Source organism: Exiguobacterium aurantiacum, assembly GCF_024362205.1.
Classification (GTDB): Bacteria; Bacillota; Bacilli; order Exiguobacteriales; family Exiguobacteriaceae; genus Exiguobacterium; species Exiguobacterium aurantiacum_B.
Genome location: NZ_CP101462.1, coordinates 2,318,072 through 2,340,000 on the forward strand (window position 1 = coordinate 2,318,072; position 21,929 = coordinate 2,340,000).

Genomic DNA, 21,929 nt, shown 5'->3' on the forward strand with positions numbered 1-21,929 from the left:
TGACCTTTAGTCAAAGAAGTATAAAGTCTAATCAATTCATGTCTATTCTTTTAATTTCGAAATTTCAAACTCAGTATTTTTGATTTCTTGCTCAATTTCATTTACCATAATTTCAATTTTTTCATCATAAGATAGTTTAGTATCAATACCATTAATTAAATATCTCGCATCTTTGAAAACGTCAATATTTGTATCTTTTGTGTATAGTTGATATAGTATTGCTTCTAAAAACTTCTCAGTCTTCTCATGCTCGTTTTCTTGATTTACCTTAAGGGCAAAATTTTGATAAATCGGCATAAAAACTGCGATAAAAATAGCGTAAGGCGCAAACACTTCTGAAAAATTCCAGTCAGGATTTGGTGATAATTGATAAACGAGTATTGGTAAGAGCAAAATTAGAATTGGCAGGAAAATCATTATGCGATTCATTTTCTTTAGTGGGCTAACTTTTTTTCTTATTTCTAAAGAACTTTGGAGGCTATTTAATAATGGATGCCCCATTTGCAACTTAAATTTCTTAAAATTTAATTCTACGATTTCATTTTCAAGTTTCTTAATTTTTGCTTTTTTTTCTTCTTCTGTCATTACTCTTCTCCCCTTCAACCTATAATAGGAACATAAATCTCTATATTATTTCAGGACATACCTTTCAAATCTTTTTAATCCTTTCGAGCCTTCACCAAGGGTTCTTTTCTCTCCATAGTAATAAGACTCATTTACATCATCATTTTCTCTTTGAACTATAATAAACTCGTATTATGCCGCTTCATACTCTTCCTTTGAATTTATTCCTAAGTATCCTAGTATTTCCTCTTTTAAAGATTTACTTATTGAATTAATTCTTTTTTATAGTGAGCATTAATAGTAATATTCAATTCCACCGTACCGTTCTAACACACCTTCTACTGTGTAGTGCAAAATAGGAGTGCAGAAGTGTGCAACGGAAACGTACACAACTCTGCACTCCTATTTTAGAAAAGAAAAAGGACTTGCCAGCAACCATAATCTCACCCTAACGTTTAAGTTGCGAAACAAGAACGTTAGGAGATGGAAGGAATGCTAGCAATGTCCGATATCAATTGTATCAAATTTCTTAGAAACCACAAATCTCATTCAATCAATCGAATCGCTAAAAATCTAGACCTCAATTGGAGGACGGTAAAAAAATACGCGGATTCAGCTCAATTGCCAAGCGAAACCATTCGCCCCAAGAGGGGCATGATGTACGGAACGAAATGGGGCGAGATGGTCGAAGATTGGTTGACAGAGGATCAGATGCTTCAGAAAAAGTTGAGACGAACGAATAAAAAGATTTATGAAACGCTGGTGGCGAACGGATTCGAGGGCTCTTATCGAACGGTGTGCAATTTCATCAAGAACTGGCATATGACAAGCGAAGAGGAAAACGACACAAGGCATGAACGACTGCAGCACCCTCCGGGTGAGGCGCAGGTGGATTTCGGGACGATGGAAGTCGTCAAAGATAGTCATGCGGTCGATGTGAAGTGCCTCGTCATGAGTCTGCCCTTCAGCAACCGTACGGCAGCCGTCGCCCTCCCCGCAGAAAACCAAGAGTGCTTCCTGACGGGACTCAAAATGCTTTTTGAAGAAATCGGCGGTGTGCCGCAACAACTCCGAATTGATAATCTCCCCGCGGCAGTCATCCAACCGCGAACGACGAGGGAAGAGGCGATCTATACCGATGCTTTCATGCAGTTCATGGCTCATTATGGATTCCAAGTCCAAAGCTGTAATCCTTACAGCGGGAACGAGAAAGGAAGTGTCGAGAACAAGGTCGGATACGTTCGATACAACTTTCTTGTCCCGGCCCCTGTCATGCATGATTACGATTCGATGAACCGACAGCTCGCAGTTTCCCTACGGGACGACATGGAGCGAGTCCATTACGAAAAGCATGTGCTGATCCGTGAGCTGTTCGAAAAAGAGCAGAGACATCTATTGCGATTACCTCAAGAAGACTTCCCCGTCTTCAAGGAAGAACTGTTCAAGGTGAACAAGTACGGCGAAATAACGATCGATAAGACGAAAGTCTTGATCCCTTCAGGGGCTCGTCATGGGCAAGTACGCGCCATCTTAAGGTGGGATTCGATGAAGATTCTCTCACTTCACGGAGAAATCCTTTACGAAGAAAAACGTCCCTACATGATGACAAAGCGTGCGCTCCCATGGGAAAACATCATCAGCACTTGGCACAAGAAGCCGAGAAGCTTCGGGCACTCCCGTTATTCCGAATATCTGCCGGGTAGAATCAAAGAGTACCTGGGCGTACCCAACTTACTCGTTCGGCAGGAAAGACTGGCCTGGATCCGAGCCAAGCTCGCACTCTATCCAATCCTCGAGATCAATGAACGCCTATACGAGCTACTGAGCGAGGACGACGATCCAGCCGTGGTTGAGGACCATCCTTATGATGTGGATTGGAGCAAGTACGATAGCCTGAATCGGCCTTGGGGAGAAGGTGGTGCAGTATGAGCCTAAAAGAAATGTGCAAATCGCTCCGCCTTGCCTATGTCGCTGAAATCTATGAATCGATTCCAACTGAATCCCCTGAAAAGTTTCTCACGGAGCTTTTCTCAATGGAAATGCGCCTCCGCGAGGAAGCGAAAGCGCAACGGTTAATCAAAAAGGCTAAATTCATCAACAACAAGTCACTCGACGATTATCACTGGGGCAATCACATCTATTTCCCGAAGCATTTGGATAAGGACGAACTGACCTCATTGAATTTCGTCGAGCATTCACAGAACGTCGTTCTGACAGGGTCCCCGGGGACGGGAAAGACCCATTTGGCCATCGGACTCGGGAGAGAAGCTTGTCACAAAGGTTATGAGGTGAGGTTCTTCCGGGTCTCCGAGCTCGTAGAGCAACTTAACAAGGCCTGGAGGGATGGGAAGCTGAGCAGCTTCCATTCACGTCTCGAATCGGCAGACCTGATCATTTTGGACGAGATGGGATACATCCCTCTCACAAAAGAATCTGCGGAACTCCTGTTCCATCTCATCACTGACTGGTATGAGCGAAAGAGCTTGATCATCACGTCCAACCTTGAGTTCAGCCAGTGGAATCGCATCTTTGGCGACGCGCGCCTAACGGCGGCACTCGTCGATCGCGTCATCCATCACGCTCACATATTAAATTTCACAGGTGACAGTTATCGTGTCACGCATGCGTTGTCGAAACACTAAAACCCAGCTGGCAAAGTTCTGTACTTTTCGTTGCATTATTGTGCACATTTGTATTGCAAAATACATCTACCTTCGTACCGTTCTAACACACCTTCTAACTTCTGTAACTATTTATCATTATATCGGAATATTCTTCGTTTTTTTCAATTTTATCTGATAATTTCTTTAGTTTTAAAATTAATGGCGGTCCTTATATTCAATTTGTTAATTTCTTATTTGATTACTCCAATTGAGTATTGCGGATACAGAGAGCCACTAGTGCGGACTTGTGAGCCATCGAATGCGGACAACTGAGCCACCAAATGCGGATACTGAGCCAGTCAATATGAAGAAAAAGGCCATCGACTCATCGATGGCCAAGATTTTAGCTTATTCCTAGCCCATGGCGTTCCCTCATTGAGGTTTCGCCATCGACCAGGATTTTATAGGAGTCGTGTACGATCCTGTCGAGAATTGCGTCCGCGATTTGGGCCTGTCCTAGCTTCGAATGCCATCCCTCGGGTGCGAATTGGGAACAGAAGATGGTCGAGGAACGCTTCAACCGTGCCTCAACGATTTCCAACAGATGCATCACATGCTCCTGTGGGTGCTCGGTGAGGAGCCATTCGTCAAGGATCAGGAGGTCGATCGTCCGATACTTGTGGATTAGCTTCCTGAAGCTGCCGTCCGCCTCGTATTTCGCCACCGCGAGCTCGTCCAATAGTTCAGGCAGCCGGATATACTTTACCTTGTGGAATTGGCGACAGGCCTGGACGGCCAAAGCGTTCGCCAACCATGTTAGATTTCTAGTTAAATGTATGTTTCAACATCAAATAGGAGTTTAGGTACCGATGAAAATTCATCTCCTTCACACGTTATTATCAACCTTACTCGGTTCTTTTCAAATTATGTAGGGCGTATCTTCATCAGTCAGATGTACTGACGAAGAGAGCCATATGATACTTCTTCACATTGGAAGGTCACCTTCATTAAGTTGATCCGTGAGAGTAGATCACTCCGATTGATGTCCATCTCTCGTTCTCTCACCTTACTGACTATATGTTTTATGTACAGACTTGCAACTGATCCTCTAAAATAACTCTTCACCTAGATCATGACGAAGTGCAGTCAATGACAGCAACTTCATGATGATGTTCATTGTGTTAGTTGATGTTCCCATTTACATTTCTACCTCGTTTGAAGTGATTGCTTCAGTCTGATTACTCTCTAGAATAACCTTCAATGGACCGTTACCTCGAAGCGAGATTGAGTACGTTACGAGATCATCACATGGAAAATTGAGCAAGAAGTTTGTGATTGTACAGTTCCCTTCATAACATTTACCCGAAGGCATCTAAAGATAGACATCAACCATTCTCAGAATTAATAAACGCTGTCTCAAGTTCCTCATATGCTTTATATGATTCTATATAAGCACCATCAGCATCAATCGTATTAGCTTCCAAGCCAGGAAGCGACTCATTCCAGAACATATCAATATCCTTCAACGTTGCAGTAATAGACTCTGCCGAATAATAAGCGAAGATTATTATTAATTAGTTACATATAAACAAAAAAGACCCTAGCCTCAGCTAGGATCTACGGATACCGGTGGTCGGAGTCGAACCGACACTCCAGAGGAACACGATTTTGAGTCCCGAATCAAATTTAAATCTCTTACTTATGTTGTATATCAACGCTTCTGCATTTTCGTTAAAATTCGTTCAACACGACTACTACCAACATACTTCTAAGGCTGCTGTTTCGTCAACCTCTTACGCAATGTACTTATTAAATCGAGCGAGATTCTTACTTTTATAGTAATGAATCAATCGTTGCTCATGAATTAACGCATCTCTTCGTTCTGCATACTCTGCCACGATCTCATACTCTAAGTTACCAGACTGCATCATATTTCGATGCTCAACATTCCGACGATTCGTATATCTTCTCATTCGATACCAAACACCACTACCAACATAAACGACTTCTCCATTCTCTCGGTGAAGATAAACAATGTATTGATCTGTTTGTCGTAGCTCATTGGGATCAAGTTGATACTTCTTTATTAAACCAATTACTTTCTGAAACGACAATCCATATATTTTTGCGATGTCCTCATTTGTCATTTTTTCTTTAAGGTATTGTTCGAGACTTTCTTTACTTGGAAACACAATATTTACACCTTTCTATTCGATTTATTGATTTTCTTATTTAATACTTTCAATCATTTCTTCAATTAAATAAGAAGTTATCTAATTTCTTAAATAGAAAATTAAATAACTTCTTAAATAACATATTCAGTTGGACCTCTATATATAGAGGAAATAAAATTTGCATTTTATGATTATGTTTTTGGCAGAGCTCTCAGCCATTTCATATTTGCGCACTGTCCAGCAGCCATCATAACTTCTTCAGTCATAACTAAAGGCTGAAACTCTAGCAATCCACGTTCTAGCTCTTTTTGAACTGACTCTTGATTGACTGGCTTAATAACAATCGCCTCCATATCTTCTACTTCTCCAATTTGCTGTAGATACTTATAAATAACTCCTTTGTAGTTTTCTTCACCGTCTAAGTGATGAAGCCCATCAACATCTTCAAGAAATACAAAGTCGAATCCACTCGGCTTCTTATAATCCGGAGACTTTTTCTCCACTTCAGCTAAGCTTTCCAAATCTTCAATCTGATATTCATTCAATGACCCTAATTTTACCCCCTTAATATCCTTAGGATTAATGATGCAGGTTACTGGATAGAGAAATGTAGCAGTTCCTTCTGATGCTAACTCTAGACAAATATTGGTTATAAATTGCGCGCTTTTTGATTCAAATTGATTATTCATTGTCTAATACCTCTTTCATTTTTTATCAACTTCCCCCCAGTTATATCGAACGTTTGTATTTTGTAAATTAAAACACAAAAAAAACTCTCCTTTTTTTCAGGAGAGTGAGAATAAATTCATTATCTAACTTTTTGTTTCGCTTCTTGTTGATACTTATAGGTGTGAAACAAAAAGTTACAAATAGTAATAGAAGAGTTTACCGCCATTACCGCATGATGCCTTGATGCTTTTACCGTTGGAAGGTGTGAATCTCCAGATAAATTTCTTATCTCGGCCAGCCCCTGTATAACATTGTTAAACCCACTGAGAATTCGATTAAGACTCTCTTCGAACTTTTTCGCTGCCAGACTTTCTTCATTTTCAACACCACTCTTAGTATCAACTTTCTCCATGTTCAAGTGCTTTCTAAGATTCTTATATAACTTGAGTAAATCATAGTTATCAATTTTCTCTTTATTTTCAGGTTCGAACTTTATCAAGAGTTCTTTGATAACAGATTCCACTAATGTTTTAGAAGAGGTAATTGCACCAGCATAGTCACCTTGATCGATTCGCTGCTCACCTTTTCTAACTTCAGTTAAGATGTGTGAATGCGTCAGAATTTCAGGTAATTCAGGTTGAACATAAATCACTTCAAGTTTCATATTCTTGATTTCTAATGCGTCCATGACAGGATAAAGCTCTTCTTTAATTTCTTTTATTGCTTCGGACTCAAGTTGTATCTCGTCAAACAAATAGTTTAGTAAATCAATTAGCTCTCGATTTTTGTCAAACAAATCGGGAATTCTTTGATTATATTTCATATAGAAAAGTAATAGCATGTGTCTATTAGTTTTATACTCTTCTGCGCTAAGAATCTTATTTAATGCATACGGTTCATATTCATCTGCATCTTCTAAATGCCAATAATACTTTACTGCCTCGATCATTGAATCTTTAAATTTTTCTAATTGAGCAACAGTTTGATTCAATTCAAAAATCACCTCCTATTTTGAAGTTAGCTCTGTGTACAACGAAAGTAAATGTACAACACGTTCTTCTTCAGTTTTAAATTTACGGCCATAAGCTTTATCAACAATTGCATCTAATTTGTTGTGAGCTTTTCGTAGATCCTGAGGCATCGTTAAAGGAGAATATAAGTCAGCTAGAGTATTGTTGTAACTAATGTAATTCTTTCTAAGTTCTAAAATTTCATTTGCTACTTTCTCAACTTTATCGACAATCTGTTCAGAAGCATTGGGGAAAACAAAATTGTTATAGACTAGAGTGTTAGAATATCGGAAATCACTCTTTAATCTGCCACCTACAGTTTTTAACCATGCCATATGCATTGAAGAGTTTAGTAATCCAAACAGATAAGGAGTGGCATTTGAAACTTGAAAAGCCGCATCACTGCAAATAGTACCTTTTTGATAAAATCCAATCGGGACATAAGGACGTTTTTCTGATGTTACCCGAGGAACGATTAAAATATTTGAATCTGAATATCGATCTTCAGTGAAGTGTGTAGGATAATTAGCCCATTCTTTTGTAGATTTTTTATCACTTTCCAACCGTATTGCTCTTACATTATTTACTCTTTCCAATACAAGTGGCATCTTTTTTAACTGTCCAGGCGGACAATCTTTTAAATATAAGCAATATCGTTCAGTAGAATTCGTTAACTCTTGAGCCCCAATCCATGTTTTAAAATAAGGTTGCGCTTGTGGCTCTTGAAGCAAGAAGGATTCCATTTCCTCTTTCGTAAAGAGATAGTTTCCACCATCGACAGGTTTAGTGCCGTAAAGCATTTCAGGAACTTCAGAAATTGGTTTTCTTCTCTTCTCAATGAAAATTGTTGGTGACTCTAATAGGTATTGATTAATATTTTTTACTTTTTTCAAAGTTGGTTCTGCAGAAATATCTGGATATGAGTACAAATGTTTCGGAAGGTCTCTGTGAGCACTAAAACCTACTATGATACAGAATACTGCTGCATTCCCTCTAGCCTCATTTGTCCATTTAAATGTTTGATGCGCAAAATGAATCGTCATACGTTTTTCTTTAAAAAGATACTTCCACAAAACGATTGCCTGCTCACCTTGAACAACTGAATTTGTGGAGACAAGTCCAACAAGTGTATTTGAATATTGCACATACTGAGCAGCTTTAATGTACCATGCACAAACGAAGTCTAATCCTCCTGCACTTTTCAATTCTTTAGTGATAGGTTTCATTGCCTCTTTTTGTTCCTTGCTCATCATCGAAGAACCGACAAACGGAGGGTTACCTAAAATGTAGCTCAACCTTTTACTCGAAATGACCGATTCCCAGTCTATTTCTAATGCATTTGCATGTTGAATATTCGCTTTTTTAGTTAACGGTAAACGTGTGTAATACATACCGAACTCTTGGCCAGCCATCATGTTCATTTGATGATCCATTAACCATAAAGCTACTTGTGCAATTTGCGCCGGAAATTCATCAATTTCAATTCCATAGAACTGATCAACGTTAACTTTAAGTAAAAATCCTAGATCAATTGCCATTTGTCCAGTTGTAATTTCTCGAAGTACTTCAATTTCTAATAATCGCAGTTCTCTATAAGCGATAATCAAGAAATTCCCACACCCGCAGGCAGGATCTAAAAACGTTAATGTTGATAGTTTTTCATGAAACTCTTCTAATTTACGGATGTTTCCTTTACAAGATTCGAATTCTTTTCTTAAATCATTCATAAATAATGGTTCAATGACTTTAAGAATATTCTTTTCGCTTGTATAGTGAGCACCTAAACTTCTACGCTCATCAGGCTTCATTACCCCTTGAAACATTGAGCCGAATATCGCTGGAGAAATTTTACCCCAGTCTAAAATACAGCACTCTAGGAAAAGCTCTCTCATATCCTTATTAAATGCTGCAGGTGGCAATGTCTCTTCAAACAATTTTCCGTTAACATAAGGGAACTGATTTAAAGCTTCGCTCAATGTCGTCATTCGCTTCTCGCGAGGAGTGTCCAAAATAGCAAAGATTTGATGAAGGTGCATTGCTAAATCAGAACCGTCCTCTTTAGTATGTTGCTCAATGTAATCTCTAAAGATGTTCTTTTCAAATATACCTGTATCATCTGCAAATAGGCAGAATAATAAGCGCACTAAGTAGACTTCTAATTCATGCCCAACATATCCAGCGTCTTTAAGCCCATCGTGTAATTTAGCCATCTTCTCTGCAGCTTTAATGTTTACAGGATCTTGCTCTTTAAATTCTTGTTTCTGATAGCCTGCTATAAAACCGAACAATTCAATGTTCTTATGTAAGTTTTTTAGTTCGAATTCTCGCTTCGCTCCAGTTTCTAAATCGTGCAAAGCAAATCGTTCAAAGTCAGATACAAGAATATACTTAGGTAGTTCTGATTCTTTTAGTCCCGGGAAGTAATCGATTGCTTGATTGTAAGCTTTATTCAAGTCCTTTCCTCGAGATTTATGTTCTATCAGAAGAACTCCTTTCCAAAGTAAATCAATGAACCCTGTTCCTTCTAACTTGCTAACCCGTTCTTCAAATGTAGCTACACGGCGTCTTGATATTCCAAAGATGTTAAAAAAGTCGTTCCAAAATGATTTTGCTTCTGCATTTTCATTCGTTTCATCTTTCCATTCAGCAGAAAACTTTATAGCTCGGTCCCTTATTTCCGTCCAATCTAATATTGCCACTTAAATGCATCTCCTCTAGTTGCCATTAATATTCATTAATGTATCATATGATTAAATTTCAAGCTTCCTTATGATTACATTTTCCTATTTATGTAACAAGATTTCTAGTAAAAAGGAGTATTTTCAACATCAAATAGGAGTTTTGGGACCTGGTGTGTTTCCACTCCCCCCTAAGTTATTATGAGCATTACTATGTTTTTTTCAATTTATGTAGGGCGTATCTTCATCAGTCAGATGTACTGACGAAGAAAGCCATATGATACTTCTTCACATTGGAAGCTCACCATCATTAGGTTGATACGCGAGAGTAGATCACTCCGATCAATGTCCATCTCTCGCTCTCTCACCTTACTGACAATATGTTTTGTGTATAACCCTGCAACTGATCGTCTATATAACTCTTCACCCAGGTCATGACGAAGCGCAGTTAAGGATTGTAACTTAGTGATTATGTTTAGTGTGTTAGTTGATGGTTCCATTAGACTTCTACCTCATTTGAAGTGATGGCTTCAGTCTGATTACTCTCCAGAATAATCTTCAATGAACCATTACCTTGAAGTGAGATTGAGTACGTTACGAGATCATCGTATGGAAGATCAAGTGAGAAGTCTGTGATTGTACAGTTCCCTTCGTATCGCTTGCCTGATGGCATTTCAAGATAGACATCTACATTCTCAGAATTTAAGAATGCTGTCTCGAGTTCTTCGTATGCTGCATCTGATTCGACATATGCGCCGTCAGCATCAATCGTGTAAGACTTGAAGCCCGGTAATGATTCATTCCAGAATCCTTCTGTGTCTTTCGATGTAGCATCAATTGATTCTGCCGAACGACCAAGTGAAGCATTTCGTTGACCTGCCAATACTCGGCCAGTGCCTTGTCGATAAATATATAACTTAACTTTCATACCACTCATTTTCTTTGTCATTGGTTCTCTCTCCTATTCAAATAAAAAAAGTGCGGAACCGAGTTAACGATTCCGCATAGTTACTTATACTTGTTGCAACTTAACAAGTGCTTGTGGATTTGTCACGATCGAATCCATATACATATCAAACACTAATAATTTCGAACCTCGAAGTGCTTGCTTTGAATCAACAATTTCTTGAAGTCCTGATTGCTGTTTGATCATCATTGATACGCCTTCTTGATAATTCCCGAAGATAACAGGTGTTGTAGTCGGTAAAGAATCAGTTACATGAATTGGAGCTCCGAAAAGCGTTCGAATCAATTGACCGTTGACCATACCATTTTGCATATAGAAATGACCATTTGAATCCTTTAATTTTGCAATTTGGTCAAAGAATCCTTTCTCCATAATGAATGCCGCATCATCAAGATACTCAGGATGAATTGATGTATATAGATCAACAAGTGTATCTACCGTTACAACACCATCCATCGAAATTGCCTTTACATTTTCATCATGCACGATACCATTTAACTCCTCAGGTTCTTGTCCTACTAACATAGAACGCTCAACGACCTTAACAACTCGTCTAGCCAACAATGATTTAACGTAGTCTTCAATATTAATTCCACTGTCATTGATTAACTGATTCGTAAGCGTCACTGCTGCGCCAACGCGTTTTTGCTTTAGCTCTGCGTATTCAAAGCCGAATGAACTCTCAATAATATCATCGCCTTCACCTACAAATCCTGCTTCAATAGAATCGTCTTCTCGTGCGATTTTCAAATTACCACTGACTGAATCGTATCTTTTTGCTAGCGCAAAGATTGGAGACTTCTCTTCCATCAAATGCACAATGTCTTGATGTACTGATTGTGGAACTAAAGTGTGTCCGTCTGCAGTTTTTTGAAGTGAACGACTCTCGCCTTTTAAGATTTCTTCTAGTTCGTTTTTTCGTGTCTCAATTTTTCTCATTTTTCTAGTTTCCCCTTTAGTTTTCTCTGTTTGTTCGATTGATGGAACTTCAACTTCTTCAATTAACGTAAACTGTCTCGCTGAAATATTTGATTGTGAATATGCAGGATTCTTTACAACACTTACTTCAAATAGTTCTAACTCTTTGATTGTTCTTTCGTGAAGTTGTTTGCCAAGATACTTCCATTCATCTTTCAATACTCTGAAGCCGAATGACATATTTTTAAACAGACCTGCAGTAATCAATTCATAGTAGTCTCGCCCCCATGAAGTCGGTGCAATTCTCGCTTCCATAAATAGACCGACCTCATCTTCTTTTAGTTCAAGTGAATTATTACTTGTCGAAGCTAAAATACGTTCTTGATCATGTTCTGCAAGAAAATCAACGTCCTGCTTTTTTACTTGAAGTGCTTTTGTGAACGCACCTCGTTCAATTTTCTCAACAAACTTCTTTGCCGTTCCCATGACTTCACTTAATTGATTCGTCTTGTTCACGTATCCTCTTACTACTAATTGATTCGCATCAGTTGATCTTAGTTGTAAATTCTTAAATCGTAATTCCACTGTGTTCTCCATTATGTTTCTCCTTTGTCTCGATTTGTTCTCCGATATTTAAGACAAGCATGCTATCATCTGAAACTTTCTTTAAGACCTGACCAAGCCCAAGAACGAAGTAGTCTTCTTCAATCCCTTGTAAATCAAGACGATGACGTGCCTCGTTAAATGAGATCAACCCTTTTTCTAATGCCTGACTCACTGTTTTTACTTTCTCAGCCTCTGTTGTTCTGAGTAGTTCTGAAGTATCAAACCTAAAGAAATAGCCAAGCAATTTCTCGCCTGACTGTAAATAATTCTTATCAAGTGCTGATTCGATTGCTGTAATGATAGGGCCGATACAGTTCTGCAAGAATTGTAGATTGTTATGCTCAAGAGAAGCATACTTGTTAGCCGTACTGTTGAGCATACTCTCTGGAACGTTAAAGACTCGTGCAATTTCTGAAGTGATTGTGCTTTTACTTTGATGAAGACTTAATTCATCTGGAGAAAACGAAAATTTCGAAAATTCTAATCCGTCTTCAAGAATCATTGTCTTGCCTGTATTTTCTGTGCCTGAATATAAAGCATCGAATCCTTTTCTTAAGCGATTAATCGCTTGCTCTGTGAGTCTTGTTCCTGCTTTAAGAACACCTGTAGGCAATGCCCCATTCGAAAGTAAGTTCTCTTCATATTTAAGTTGACTAAGTGCTGTATTAAATAATTTATCTGAATTAACTAGCAATCCGTCTGTTCCTGAATCAATAACAATTAACTGCTCTGAAGGAATTTCAACGTTACTTGATAAACCACTGTACTGATAGCGCTTATGCGCAACTGTAATATTGTCTTCTGTGTACAATTCCTCACTCATTGACTTGGCCGATAAATGGTGAAGAGATCCGTTCTTTTTATAAAGATATGCCCTTCCACGAAGTAAGAAATCTTGTACAATTTTTTTCTTTAATGTTTGACCAGTCTCTACTTCATTTGCATCGTGATTGAGATAATCGACTCTCTCGTCTTGTACTCGATCTACTGAATGATTTGACTGTTCTTGATACAAATAGATTGGTAATTGCGAGATCGATGATGTGATCAGCTCTACGGCCGCATAAACAGTTGGAATCTTCAACACATCTTCCTCTCGGACTTTTACCGGACGAGTCCCAGTTAAGATTGTTCGCGCAAAATAATCACCTTGCGTAGATTTTTTATTTTTTTGATAGTTAAATAAGCTCAAATTTCATTTCCCTTTCCGTGTTATATTCGTTGCTATTGAAAGCAGTAAGTGTAGCTAAAAAAAATACTCCATCAACGAATATCGTTGACAGAGTAAATGAAAGAAGGAAGACAGATTCATTACAAACCTCTCAAATCGAGTACATATAAATGGAGATATGCCTCTCTACTATATATGTACACAACTAAGGGGTTTGTATCAGCTTTTTGAGAAATTTATAGCAAATAATCTAAATATTTTTTTAGTAAGTCTCTCTGACGTTCCGACGGTATATAACATGCCATTTTTTCGCCATTTCGGATAGATCCTCGGAACATAAATTGAATTAATTCTGAAAGCGCCAGTAAATCCTCGTCCACGTGAATATCATGACTTAAGAAGAACTGCTTTTCTACTGGGTTTAAGAAGCGATTGACCATGTACGCCATTGCTGTACAGTGCGCATAATCATTTGTAGCTCGAATCGTACACGGCACAAAATTATCTTTTTCTCGATCATCATACTTATTAAACTTGCACTTTGCGTTAGACAAGCGTTTTGCTTTTGACTTGTAAGTTGTCCAGAACAATTTATTATTAGTCGTTTTCGCTTGGGTCCTAAAAAATGAAATTAAATTCTTTTGCAATTGCTTGTGTTTTTCTGAATGCGCATTTTCATACCAAGAGTGTGATAAGAGATATTTATGAGCTTTAGTGATTCGACTATAGTAATTTGTATTCAAAGTACTCGGTCTTCCCTTAGTTGAGTAGTCTTCGTAGATTGTTATTAATTCTTTGAGCTTCTCTCGTTGATCATATCTATTGTTATAGTTTACAATCATATATTTTTCTTCAGACTTAATTACTGAGTACTTATTGTACTGAAGATTAAAAAAATCATAATAGTATTTCTGCAATTGTCCATCGAACAGATAAGTTAAAATATAGACTTCCTGAAAACTATTAAACGCGCTTACAGGTAATAACGATACCATCTGCAACTTATCTTCTCCAAAAGCCATCAGAATTCCTAAGTTAGCAGCATTTTTCACATTAGCAAATAACGCATATTTTTCCTCAGCGTTGTAATCTGAGAGCCAAGTTACACTAGAATCATCTTCAATTCGAATGTGCCCTCCGTTAATTAAAACGTCAATATCTTGACTTGCTATTGGAAATACCTCAATAACCTCGGCCACTTCATCCATAATTAATGTATAGTCATTCTGTTGAATTAATTCATGTGCTTCATGATCCATCATCTTAAAAAGTTGATGTGTGATTGCGATTGATCTTCCATCAGCCAGTAGCTTCTTTAAGTGATCCAGTTTTTTTCCTTTTCCTCTTGCTGCAATTGGAGTAGTCATATTTAAATTTGTTGCACTAATGACTCGCTTAATTTCTGATAAGAACGGAGTTACAAAGATAAACTTTTTGCCGAAAGTGTTCTCATTCATCATTTGAATTGCATAACTTGTCTTTCCTGCACCACAGATTGCATCAATTACTTTTACTTTTTCCATTTGAATTTCACTCCTGATATTTGATTTAACACTTGTTTTATATCAGTTAAAATTCAAACGTAAATTGCTATTTATATAATTGAACTCTTTTTTTTGCATCGACTGCTCCGCTTGTCGCTCCGCAACCATGTCGACGCTGTATCGGAAAAGAGTTCGTTCGACCGGATTCTTCGAATCTCGATCTCACTTCACTTTTTCCGCTAGGTAACGAGTTTTTTATTTATTTATTTTTTCTTAATAACTTTTTTTCTTTTAAGAGAAGGAGCTCACGAAGCTATGTATACCAACACTTTTCTAATACTTATTACACAGTATTTCGTGCTAGAAGAATTAAGGGCTTATGAATTACAACATTTATGTAACTTTATGGACTGTTTATAACCTATTCTAGTGGCTAACGACCGCTTCGCTGGGTCGTCGCCATATCGAAAAAAGTATTCGTTCGTTCGGATTCTTCGAATCTCGACCTCACTTCATCTTTTTTCGCTAGATGGTAATTCTTTTTTTATTTAGCTGATTCATACTTTTCTCTTTTAAAAGAAATAGTATCAAGACTGTATAATCGCACTTCTACTTCAACAGCAAGCTGTTTCATCCGAAGCACGATCGAATCAAAACTTTAAAAAAATAAAAAGTTTCGGCTTCTTCGAATCCTCACTTTTTATGTTTTTTTAAAGACTTTTGATTCGGCAGGCATTTTTTTATTTTTTTTATTGATCAACGACTAAACACTAATCAATTGACTAATGACTAACTAAAAAACTTTAAAATTTCCCATTGTATACAACTCAAAAACATTAAGAACACTTTTAAAAATAATAACTTTTAAAAGGTAATTACCTCACTTGAGCCTCGGTAATTCGTTACAACTTAATGTCGCGACATGCACAGCTTCTTACCGTGTCATGAAGAAACGCTCCACCCAATATTGATTCAACAGTCAATTCTGTTAGGTTCAAATATTAAAAACCCTAATAACGGATAATAATGAATTCATCATTGCAAGATATTGATAAGGTTGGTCAATATCGAATGAATCCATATCCATCAGCAGAGTTTTGATTTTGCAACGGCATCTACGGACCTCGGAGTTATTTGATATAGGAGTGAACTCTCGGCACTTTAATGTCTCCAATGTTATTCGGTTGTAATACATTTATATCTAGATAAATGATTACGTAAACGAATATCTAAAATTAATTAGAGAATTATTTATTATATCTGTGCCATTGAAAACGTAAACGCTGCGCTCTGAAGTGAGCTAGCAGATATCATCTTTCATTTCCTTCAGACTAAATCGACATCACAATTGAAAATAGCCTAAGATTAATTTCTATGAGAGTGATCCTTTATTCCCGTAGAGCTTGTTCATTGCTCAATCACCAAGTTGATGAGTATTCATATTTCTCAAAGAGCCGAAGTCTAATACGAGCCATTTATGAGCCCCTCAGCCCATCCCAAAGACTCTATTAATATATTCTTGTTTCTCCTCATACGTTACTTCGCCTTTCTTCGCTCTTGTTCTGTATAAAGTCGTCTCCAAACAAGAGCGCAAATATCCGCCCAAGTTTTTAATTTCACTTCGATTGTTCATTACCTCTTTAACGACTCTAAGCACAATATCTTTATTGAGACCCTTGAGGCGATATTCGTTTGTGAGTTTGTGAATTGTTACCTCATCTTCATCGTTTCTAATGTCACTGATAACCGTTTCTTTGTTAACAAGCTTGTTAACAGATTTGTTATCATCATTATTACTTAAGTTATTATTAATATAGTTATTCTTATTAGTGGTTCTTTTTGACCCTTCTTGATGGGTCATTTTGACCCTTTGCTCTGACCAATTTGACCCTTCAGGAGAGTTCAAAGTGACCTCATCGCCTGAAAGATCATTTTGACACTTCAGGCTTGGGGCCTTATCTAATTGCATATTATTGTCGTTAACTTGGGCAGCATGATCCATGTCTTCTTTGATTGCAGTTTCAGTGTCCGAGTTTACTTTAATCAAATCATCATCTGTATATGCCAGTTTCAACGGGAATAGTTTATTCGCTCGTGTAAGTCCATCTCGCTCTTCTTCCAACAAACCATAGTCGGCCAATTCTTTCTTACAACGCTTAAAAGTAGATGAGGACATACCTAATAATTCTTCCGCCTTTTCAGCGCCAAGACGTACATAGTATTTTCCGTCATCCTGCCAATCGTTCTGCATCGATAACTTCACTTGATCCAACAATAGAATATAGACTAATTTTGTATTCGGCTTCATATCTCGATATGCTTCTCCCACTATCAACACTTTCGGTACTTGATAGTAGATGAGTTGATCTCGATCGTCTCTCGTAAAGTAATGACTCATCTCAAACTCTCCCCTACCCTGGATTTGAATTTTTCAGAGAGAGCCGTTATAATAACAACATTAGTGTTGTGTTTCGTATTGTTGTTGTTATTATAACGACCTTAACGGAACCTCTGATTACCCCGGAGTCTGTGAGAATGCCATCTCACGGCTCTATTTTTTTATTTTATAATACGAACAAACGTTCGTACACAACTACAACCGAAGCCCCTTTAGAGCTCCATATTTGCCATGTTTGCGCTTTAAATCCTTGCCCCATAGGTTTACATATCTTTTTGTGACGGTGATGTCCGTGTGACCCAATAGGTGCATCAGAGAGAACGCATCGATTCCCTCCATCACCATTCGCTTGGCCATCGTATGACGAAATGTATGAGGACTCACTCTCTTCTCGATACCTGCCAACTGTCCATAGCGAGTAAAGCGCCCTTGAATGCTGTGACTCTTTAAAGGACCATTGTCTCTATTGATAAATAGAGCATCTGTATCCAATTGTCCTCGAATGACTAAGTAGCGCTTCAATTGCTGCTGCGTGAACTCTGACAAATAAACAGTTCGCTCGAAATTATTCTTTGTCTTTCTAACAAGGAGTTCGTCTCCCCTGATGTCACCAATCTCAATACCGACAAGTTCTGATAGCCTGATTCCAGTGTCTAAGAATACAAGAAAGATCACTTCATCTCGAAAACCGACAAATGTCTTTTCGTCTCGCATGACTTTTAACAACTTTTCGATTTCACTGTTCTCTAGAGCGTCTATCATCTTGTGACGATCTTTAAGAAGTTTTATATCTTCCATCGGATTTGTTGAGATGAGACGTTTTCTGTATATGAAGTTGTAGAACGCTCTTAAAGCTCTCAGTCTTGTGTTGATAGTTGTGATCTTGATTCTCTCTTTACTGATCATAATGAGATGTTCAATGTCCGAAGTCTCCAGATCTACCAACTCTTTGTTCAAGATGCGCTTCGTTGCCATGAACTCGTTCCGATAGTAGTCAATCGTTGCTTGTCTAAGATTTTTTAAGTAACAGTGCTTAAAGAACTCATCGATTGCCTCTTCATCACTCACTCTTGTATGAATAATTCTCAATTCTTCTTTGGATAGTTCTCTTTTTCTGCGCATGCTTACACTCCCTTTAGCAATGAACACGATTCAATGAATACGATTCTTTGTAAAAACAGTCGTGTAAAAGAAAACACAAAAAAGGCCCTGACATAAGTCAGAGCCTAAAACTTGATACCGGTGGTCGGAGTCGAACCGACACTCCAGAGGAACACGATTTTGAGTCGTGCGCGTCTACCAATTCCGCCACACCGGCATATTATGTTGGAGGCGCCAGTCGGAATCGAACCGACGATAGAGGAGTTGCAGTCCTCTGCCTTACCACTTGGCTATGGCGCCAAATTTAATGGAGCGGAAGACGGGATTCGAACCCGCGACCCCGACCTTGGCAAGGTCGTATTCTACCACTGAACTACTTCCGCATAATGGCTGGGCTGGAAGGGATCGAACCTACGCATGTCGGAATCAAAATCCGATGCCTTACCACTTGGCTACAGCCCAATAAAATGGGGCGACTGAAGGGAATTGAACCCTCGAATGCCGGAATCACAATCCGGTGCGTTAACCACTTCGCCACAATCGCCATAATTATATTAAGAAGCAGGGGCAGCAGGAATCGAACCCGCGCTGACGGTTTTGGAGACCGTAGTTCTACCGCTAAACTATGCCCCTAAGTGGTGGGGGGCGGATTCGAACCGCCGAACCCGAGGGAGCGGATTTACAGTCCGCCGCGTTTAGCCACTTCGCTACCCCCCCACATGGTGGCTTTGGACGGAATCGAACCGCCGACACAAGGATTTTCAGTCCTTTGCTCTACCAACTGAGCTACAAAGCCATGTATGTAGTAATTTAATTAAAATGGCGGTCCTGACGGGGGTCGAACCCGCGATCTCCTGCGTGACAGGCAGGCATGTTAACCACTACACCACAGGACCACACTAATTGCGGGGGCTGGATTTGAACCAACGACCTTCGGGTTATGAGCCCGACGAGCTACCAGACTGCTCCACCCCGCGACGATATAAAATTTAAATGGTGACCCGTACGGGATTCGAACCCGTGTTACCGCCGTGAAAGGGCGGTGTCTTAACCGCTTGACCAACGGGCCATACTATTGATTGAAAAACTGGCGGAGAGCAAGGGATTCGAACCCTTGAGACGGTTTTGCCGCCTACACGAATTCCAATCGTGCTCCTTCGGCCACTCGGACAGCTCTCCAAAAAGAGAAAAGTGGCTCCGCAAGTAGGATTTGAACCTACGACCTACCGGTTAACAGCCGGTTGCTCTACCACTGAGCTATTGCGGAACGATCTTGCCTGGCAGCGTCCTATCCTCACAGGGGGAGACCCCCAACTACTTTCGGCGCTGAAGCGCTTAACTTCCGTGTTCGGCATGGGAACGGGTGTGGCCGCTTCGCTATCGCCACCAGACAAGTATTATATTAACATTATTTAGTCATAACGTCAATATTTTTTAAGAGATTGTTCTCTCAAAACTGAAGACTCATCAATTCATACAAACCGTTAGACTAGATCAAAGCCTCGACCGATTAGTATCATTCAGCTCCACACGTCGCCGTGCTTCCACCCATGACCTATCTACCTCATCGTCTCTGAGGGGTCTTTCTTGATTGCTCAAAGGGAAATCTCATCTCGGAGGGGGCTTCATGCTTAGATGCTTTCAGCACTTATCCCGTCCGCACGTAGCTACCCAGCGATGCTCCTGGCGGAACAACTGGTACACCAGCGGTGCGTCCATCCCGGTCCTCTCGTACTAAGGACAGCTCTCCTCAAATTTCCTGCGCCCACGACGGATAGGGACCGAACTGTCTCACGACGTTCTGAACCCAGCTCGCGTACCGCTTTAATGGGCGAACAGCCCAACCCTTGGGACCTACTCCAGCCCCAGGATGCGATGAGCCGACATCGAGGTGCCAAACCTCCCCGTCGATGTGGACTCTTGGGGGAGATCAGCCTGTTATCCCCAGGGTAGCTTTTATCCGTTGAGCGATGGCCCTTCCATGCGGAACCACCGGATCACTAAGCCCGACTTTCGTCCCTGCTCGACTTGTAGGTCTCGCAGTCAAGCTCCCTTCTGCCTTTGCACTCTTCGAATGATTTCCAACCATTCTGAGGGAACCTTTGGGCGCCTCCGTTACTGTTTAGGAGGCGACCGCCCCAGTCAAACTACCCACCTGACACGGTCCTCCAGCCGGATCACGGCTGCGAGTTAGAGACTCTATACGCAAAGGGTGGTATCCCAAGGGTGTCTCCACCGAAGCTGGCGCTCCGGCTTCACAAACTCCCACCTATCCTGTACATCGCGTACAAAGCCTCAATATCAGGCTGTAGTAAAGCTCCATGGGGTCTTTCCGTCCTGTCGCGGGTAACCTGCATCTTCACAGGTACTATGATTTCACCGGGTCTCTCGTTGAGACAGTGCCCAAATCGTTACGCCTTTCGTGCGGGTCGGAACTTACCCGACAAGGAATTTCGCTACCTTAGGACCGTTATAGTTACGGCCGCCGTTTACTGGGGCTTCGGTTCAGTGCTTCTCTTGCGATGACACATCCCCTTAACCTTCCAGCACCGGGCAGGCGTCAGCCCCTATACTTCATCTTGCGATTTAGCAGAGACCTGTGTTTTTGCTAAACAGTCGTTTGGGCCTATTCACTGCGGCTTATGTTGCCATAAGCGTCCCTTCTCCCGAAGTTACGGGACCATTTTGCCGAGTTCCTTAACGAGAGTTATCCCGCGCGTCTTAGAATTCTCATCTCGCCTACCTGTGTCGGTTTACGGTACTGGCGCCGACCTCCTTACTAGAGGCTTTTCTTGGCAGCGTGAAATCCGGTACTTCGCCCTACGGGCTCCACATCACAGCTCAGCCTTGTGTGTCGGGCGGATTTGCCAACCCGACGGCCTCGCTGCTTGTCCGTGCACTTCCAGTCGCACGGTTACCTTATCCTTCTGCGTCCCCCCATCGTTCAAACGGTGGTACGGCGGTACAGGAATATCAACCTGTTGTCCATCGCCTACGCCTTTCGGCCTCGGCTTAGGTCCAGACTAACCCTGAGCGGACGAGCCTTCCTCAGGAAACCTTGGGCTTTCGACGGAGGGGATTCTCACCCCTCTTTTCGCTACTCACACCGGCATTCTCACTTCCAAGCGCTCCACGGCTCCTCACGATACCGCTTCACTGCTGCTTGGAACGCTCCCCTACCATCCCTTACGGGATCCATAGCTTCGGTGGTATGTTTAGCCCCGTTACATTTTCGGCGCGGCGTCACTCGACTAGTGAGCTATTACGCACTCTTTGAATGGTGGCTGCTTCTAAGCCAACATCCTAGTTGTCTGTGCAACGCCACATCCTTTTCCACTTAACATACACTTGGGGACCTTAGCTGATGGTCTGGGCTGTTTCCCTTTCGACTACGGATCTTATCACTCGCAGTCTGACTCCCGAGTACAAGTTGCCGGCATTCGGAGTTTGACTGAATTCGGTAACCCTGTGGGGGCCCCTAGTCCAATCAGTGCTCTACCTCCGGAACTCTTCACCTCGAGGCTAGCCCTAAAGCTATTTCGGGGAGAACCAGCTATCTCCAGGTTCGATTGGCATTTCACCGCTA

Annotated in this window: 13 protein-coding genes, 13 tRNA genes, 2 rRNA genes and 1 pseudogene (1 of these 29 cut by a window edge); 2 read left to right on the forward strand and 27 right to left on the reverse strand. The window is 40.4% G+C overall.

Annotated elements, in window-relative coordinates:
* Positions 1–42 precede the first annotated feature (42 nt).
* Positions 43–585: a hypothetical protein gene (locus NMQ00_RS11995; protein ID WP_255176871.1), complete on the reverse strand. Its 543-nt coding sequence runs from the start codon at positions 583–585 to the stop codon at positions 43–45.
* A gap of 480 nt (positions 586–1,065) precedes the next feature.
* On the opposite strand from NMQ00_RS11995, the gene istA reads away from it, so the two are divergent.
* Together istA and istB are read left to right on the forward strand one after the other, a co-directional pair.
* Complete coding sequence (gene istA, locus NMQ00_RS12000; RefSeq protein WP_255178718.1) at positions 1,066–2,493, forward strand: IS21 family transposase; 1,428 nt, start codon at positions 1,066–1,068, stop codon at positions 2,491–2,493.
* Positions 2,490–3,206: an IS21-like element helper ATPase IstB gene (gene istB / locus NMQ00_RS12005; RefSeq protein WP_147538924.1), complete on the forward strand. Its 717-nt coding sequence runs from the start codon at positions 2,490–2,492 to the stop codon at positions 3,204–3,206. Before istA ends, istB begins: the two co-directional genes overlap by 4 nt.
* 364 nt (positions 3,207–3,570) lie before the next feature.
* Here the strand turns inward: istB and NMQ00_RS12010 are convergent.
* The 26 genes and pseudogenes from NMQ00_RS12010 to NMQ00_RS12135 all read right to left on the reverse strand — a co-directional run.
* Positions 3,571–3,984 (reverse strand): annotated as a pseudogene (locus tag NMQ00_RS12010) (ATP-binding protein); the annotation flags it as partial.
* A 976-nt stretch (positions 3,985–4,960) separates the two neighbouring features.
* Positions 4,961–5,359: a hypothetical protein gene (locus NMQ00_RS12015; RefSeq protein ID WP_255176872.1), complete on the reverse strand. Its 399-nt coding sequence runs from the start codon at positions 5,357–5,359 to the stop codon at positions 4,961–4,963.
* A 173-nt stretch (positions 5,360–5,532) separates the two neighbouring features.
* Positions 5,533–6,030 (reverse strand): hypothetical protein, encoded by a 498-nt coding sequence (locus tag NMQ00_RS12020; RefSeq protein ID WP_255176873.1) that lies wholly within the window; start codon positions 6,028–6,030, stop codon positions 5,533–5,535.
* A gap of 119 nt (positions 6,031–6,149) precedes the next feature.
* Entirely contained in the window at positions 6,150–7,001 is an 852-nt protein-coding gene (locus NMQ00_RS12025) for an abortive infection family protein (RefSeq protein ID WP_255176874.1), read from the reverse strand.
* 15 nt (positions 7,002–7,016) lie between these two features.
* Positions 7,017–9,719, reverse strand: a complete 2,703-nt coding sequence (locus NMQ00_RS12030; RefSeq protein ID WP_255176875.1) for a class I SAM-dependent DNA methyltransferase — start codon at positions 9,717–9,719, stop codon at positions 7,017–7,019.
* Positions 9,720–10,197: 478 nt separating this feature from the next.
* Positions 10,198–10,647, reverse strand: coding sequence for a phage major tail protein, TP901-1 family (locus NMQ00_RS12035; protein WP_255176876.1), 450 nt, complete (start codon positions 10,645–10,647; stop codon positions 10,198–10,200).
* A 63-nt stretch (positions 10,648–10,710) separates the two neighbouring features.
* Positions 10,711–12,180, reverse strand: a complete 1,470-nt coding sequence (locus NMQ00_RS12040) for a phage major capsid protein (RefSeq protein WP_255176877.1) — start codon at positions 12,178–12,180, stop codon at positions 10,711–10,713.
* Entirely contained in the window at positions 12,152–13,381 is a 1,230-nt protein-coding gene (locus NMQ00_RS12045) for a phage portal protein (protein WP_255176878.1), read from the reverse strand. The genes NMQ00_RS12040 and NMQ00_RS12045 overlap by 29 nt, the downstream gene beginning before the upstream one ends.
* Before the next feature lie 215 nt (positions 13,382–13,596).
* On the reverse strand, positions 13,597–14,883 hold the full coding sequence (locus NMQ00_RS12050; RefSeq protein ID WP_255176879.1) for a hypothetical protein: 1,287 nt from the start codon (positions 14,881–14,883) through the stop codon (positions 13,597–13,599).
* A gap of 1,447 nt (positions 14,884–16,330) precedes the next feature.
* Entirely contained in the window at positions 16,331–17,242 is a 912-nt protein-coding gene (locus NMQ00_RS12055) for a replication initiator protein A (RefSeq protein ID WP_255176880.1), read from the reverse strand.
* 195 nt (positions 17,243–17,437) lie between these two features.
* Entirely contained in the window at positions 17,438–18,364 is a 927-nt protein-coding gene (locus NMQ00_RS12060; protein ID WP_255176881.1) for a tyrosine-type recombinase/integrase, read from the reverse strand.
* Between the two features lie 115 nt (positions 18,365–18,479).
* A tRNA-Leu gene (locus NMQ00_RS12065) sits at positions 18,480–18,560 on the reverse strand.
* A gap of 9 nt (positions 18,561–18,569) precedes the next feature.
* Positions 18,570–18,643 (reverse strand) — tRNA-Cys (locus NMQ00_RS12070).
* Positions 18,644–18,651: 8 nt separating this feature from the next.
* Positions 18,652–18,726: transfer RNA gene (locus tag NMQ00_RS12075), tRNA-Gly, on the reverse strand.
* 4 nt (positions 18,727–18,730) lie between these two features.
* A tRNA-Gln gene (locus NMQ00_RS12080) sits at positions 18,731–18,805 on the reverse strand.
* A gap of 6 nt (positions 18,806–18,811) precedes the next feature.
* A tRNA-His gene (locus NMQ00_RS12085) sits at positions 18,812–18,887 on the reverse strand.
* 18 nt (positions 18,888–18,905) lie between these two features.
* Positions 18,906–18,976 (reverse strand) — tRNA-Trp (locus NMQ00_RS12090).
* A gap of 3 nt (positions 18,977–18,979) precedes the next feature.
* Positions 18,980–19,060 (reverse strand) — tRNA-Tyr (locus NMQ00_RS12095).
* Positions 19,061–19,063: 3 nt separating this feature from the next.
* A tRNA-Phe gene (locus tag NMQ00_RS12100) sits at positions 19,064–19,139 on the reverse strand.
* Between the two features lie 24 nt (positions 19,140–19,163).
* Positions 19,164–19,239 (reverse strand) — tRNA-Asp (locus tag NMQ00_RS12105).
* 7 nt (positions 19,240–19,246) lie between these two features.
* Positions 19,247–19,320: transfer RNA gene (locus NMQ00_RS12110), tRNA-Met, on the reverse strand.
* Between the two features lie 17 nt (positions 19,321–19,337).
* Positions 19,338–19,412 (reverse strand) — tRNA-Glu (locus NMQ00_RS12115).
* A 19-nt stretch (positions 19,413–19,431) separates the two neighbouring features.
* Positions 19,432–19,522: transfer RNA gene (locus NMQ00_RS12120), tRNA-Ser, on the reverse strand.
* A 13-nt stretch (positions 19,523–19,535) separates the two neighbouring features.
* Positions 19,536–19,610: transfer RNA gene (locus NMQ00_RS12125), tRNA-Asn, on the reverse strand.
* Positions 19,611–19,618: 8 nt separating this feature from the next.
* Positions 19,619–19,734, reverse strand: a 5S ribosomal RNA gene (rrf, locus tag NMQ00_RS12130).
* 99 nt (positions 19,735–19,833) lie between these two features.
* Positions 19,834–21,929 (reverse strand): 23S ribosomal RNA (locus NMQ00_RS12135); it runs 818 nt beyond the window's last position.

What these genes read in the sequence shown, in the direction of transcription:
- NMQ00_RS11995 (WP_255176871.1), bottom strand. Translation starts at nt 585, where the DNA reads ATGACAGAAGAAGAAAAAAAAGCAAAAATTAAGAAACTTGAAAATGAA.
- istA (WP_255178718.1), top strand. Translation starts at nt 1,066, where the DNA reads ATGTCCGATATCAATTGTATCAAATTTCTTAGAAACCACAAATCTCAT.
- istB (WP_147538924.1), top strand. Translation starts at nt 2,490, where the DNA reads ATGAGCCTAAAAGAAATGTGCAAATCGCTCCGCCTTGCCTATGTCGCT.
- NMQ00_RS12020 (WP_255176873.1), bottom strand. Translation starts at nt 6,030, where the DNA reads ATGAATAATCAATTTGAATCAAAAAGCGCGCAATTTATAACCAATATT.
- NMQ00_RS12035 (WP_255176876.1), bottom strand. Translation starts at nt 10,647, where the DNA reads ATGACAAAGAAAATGAGTGGTATGAAAGTTAAGTTATATATTTATCGA.
- NMQ00_RS12040 (WP_255176877.1), bottom strand. Translation starts at nt 12,180, where the DNA reads ATGGAGAACACAGTGGAATTACGATTTAAGAATTTACAACTAAGATCA.
- NMQ00_RS12050 (WP_255176879.1), bottom strand. Translation starts at nt 14,883, where the DNA reads ATGGAAAAAGTAAAAGTAATTGATGCAATCTGTGGTGCAGGAAAGACA.
- NMQ00_RS12055 (WP_255176880.1), bottom strand. Translation starts at nt 17,242, where the DNA reads ATGAGTCATTACTTTACGAGAGACGATCGAGATCAACTCATCTACTAT.
- NMQ00_RS12060 (WP_255176881.1), bottom strand. Translation starts at nt 18,364, where the DNA reads ATGCGCAGAAAAAGAGAACTATCCAAAGAAGAATTGAGAATTATTCAT.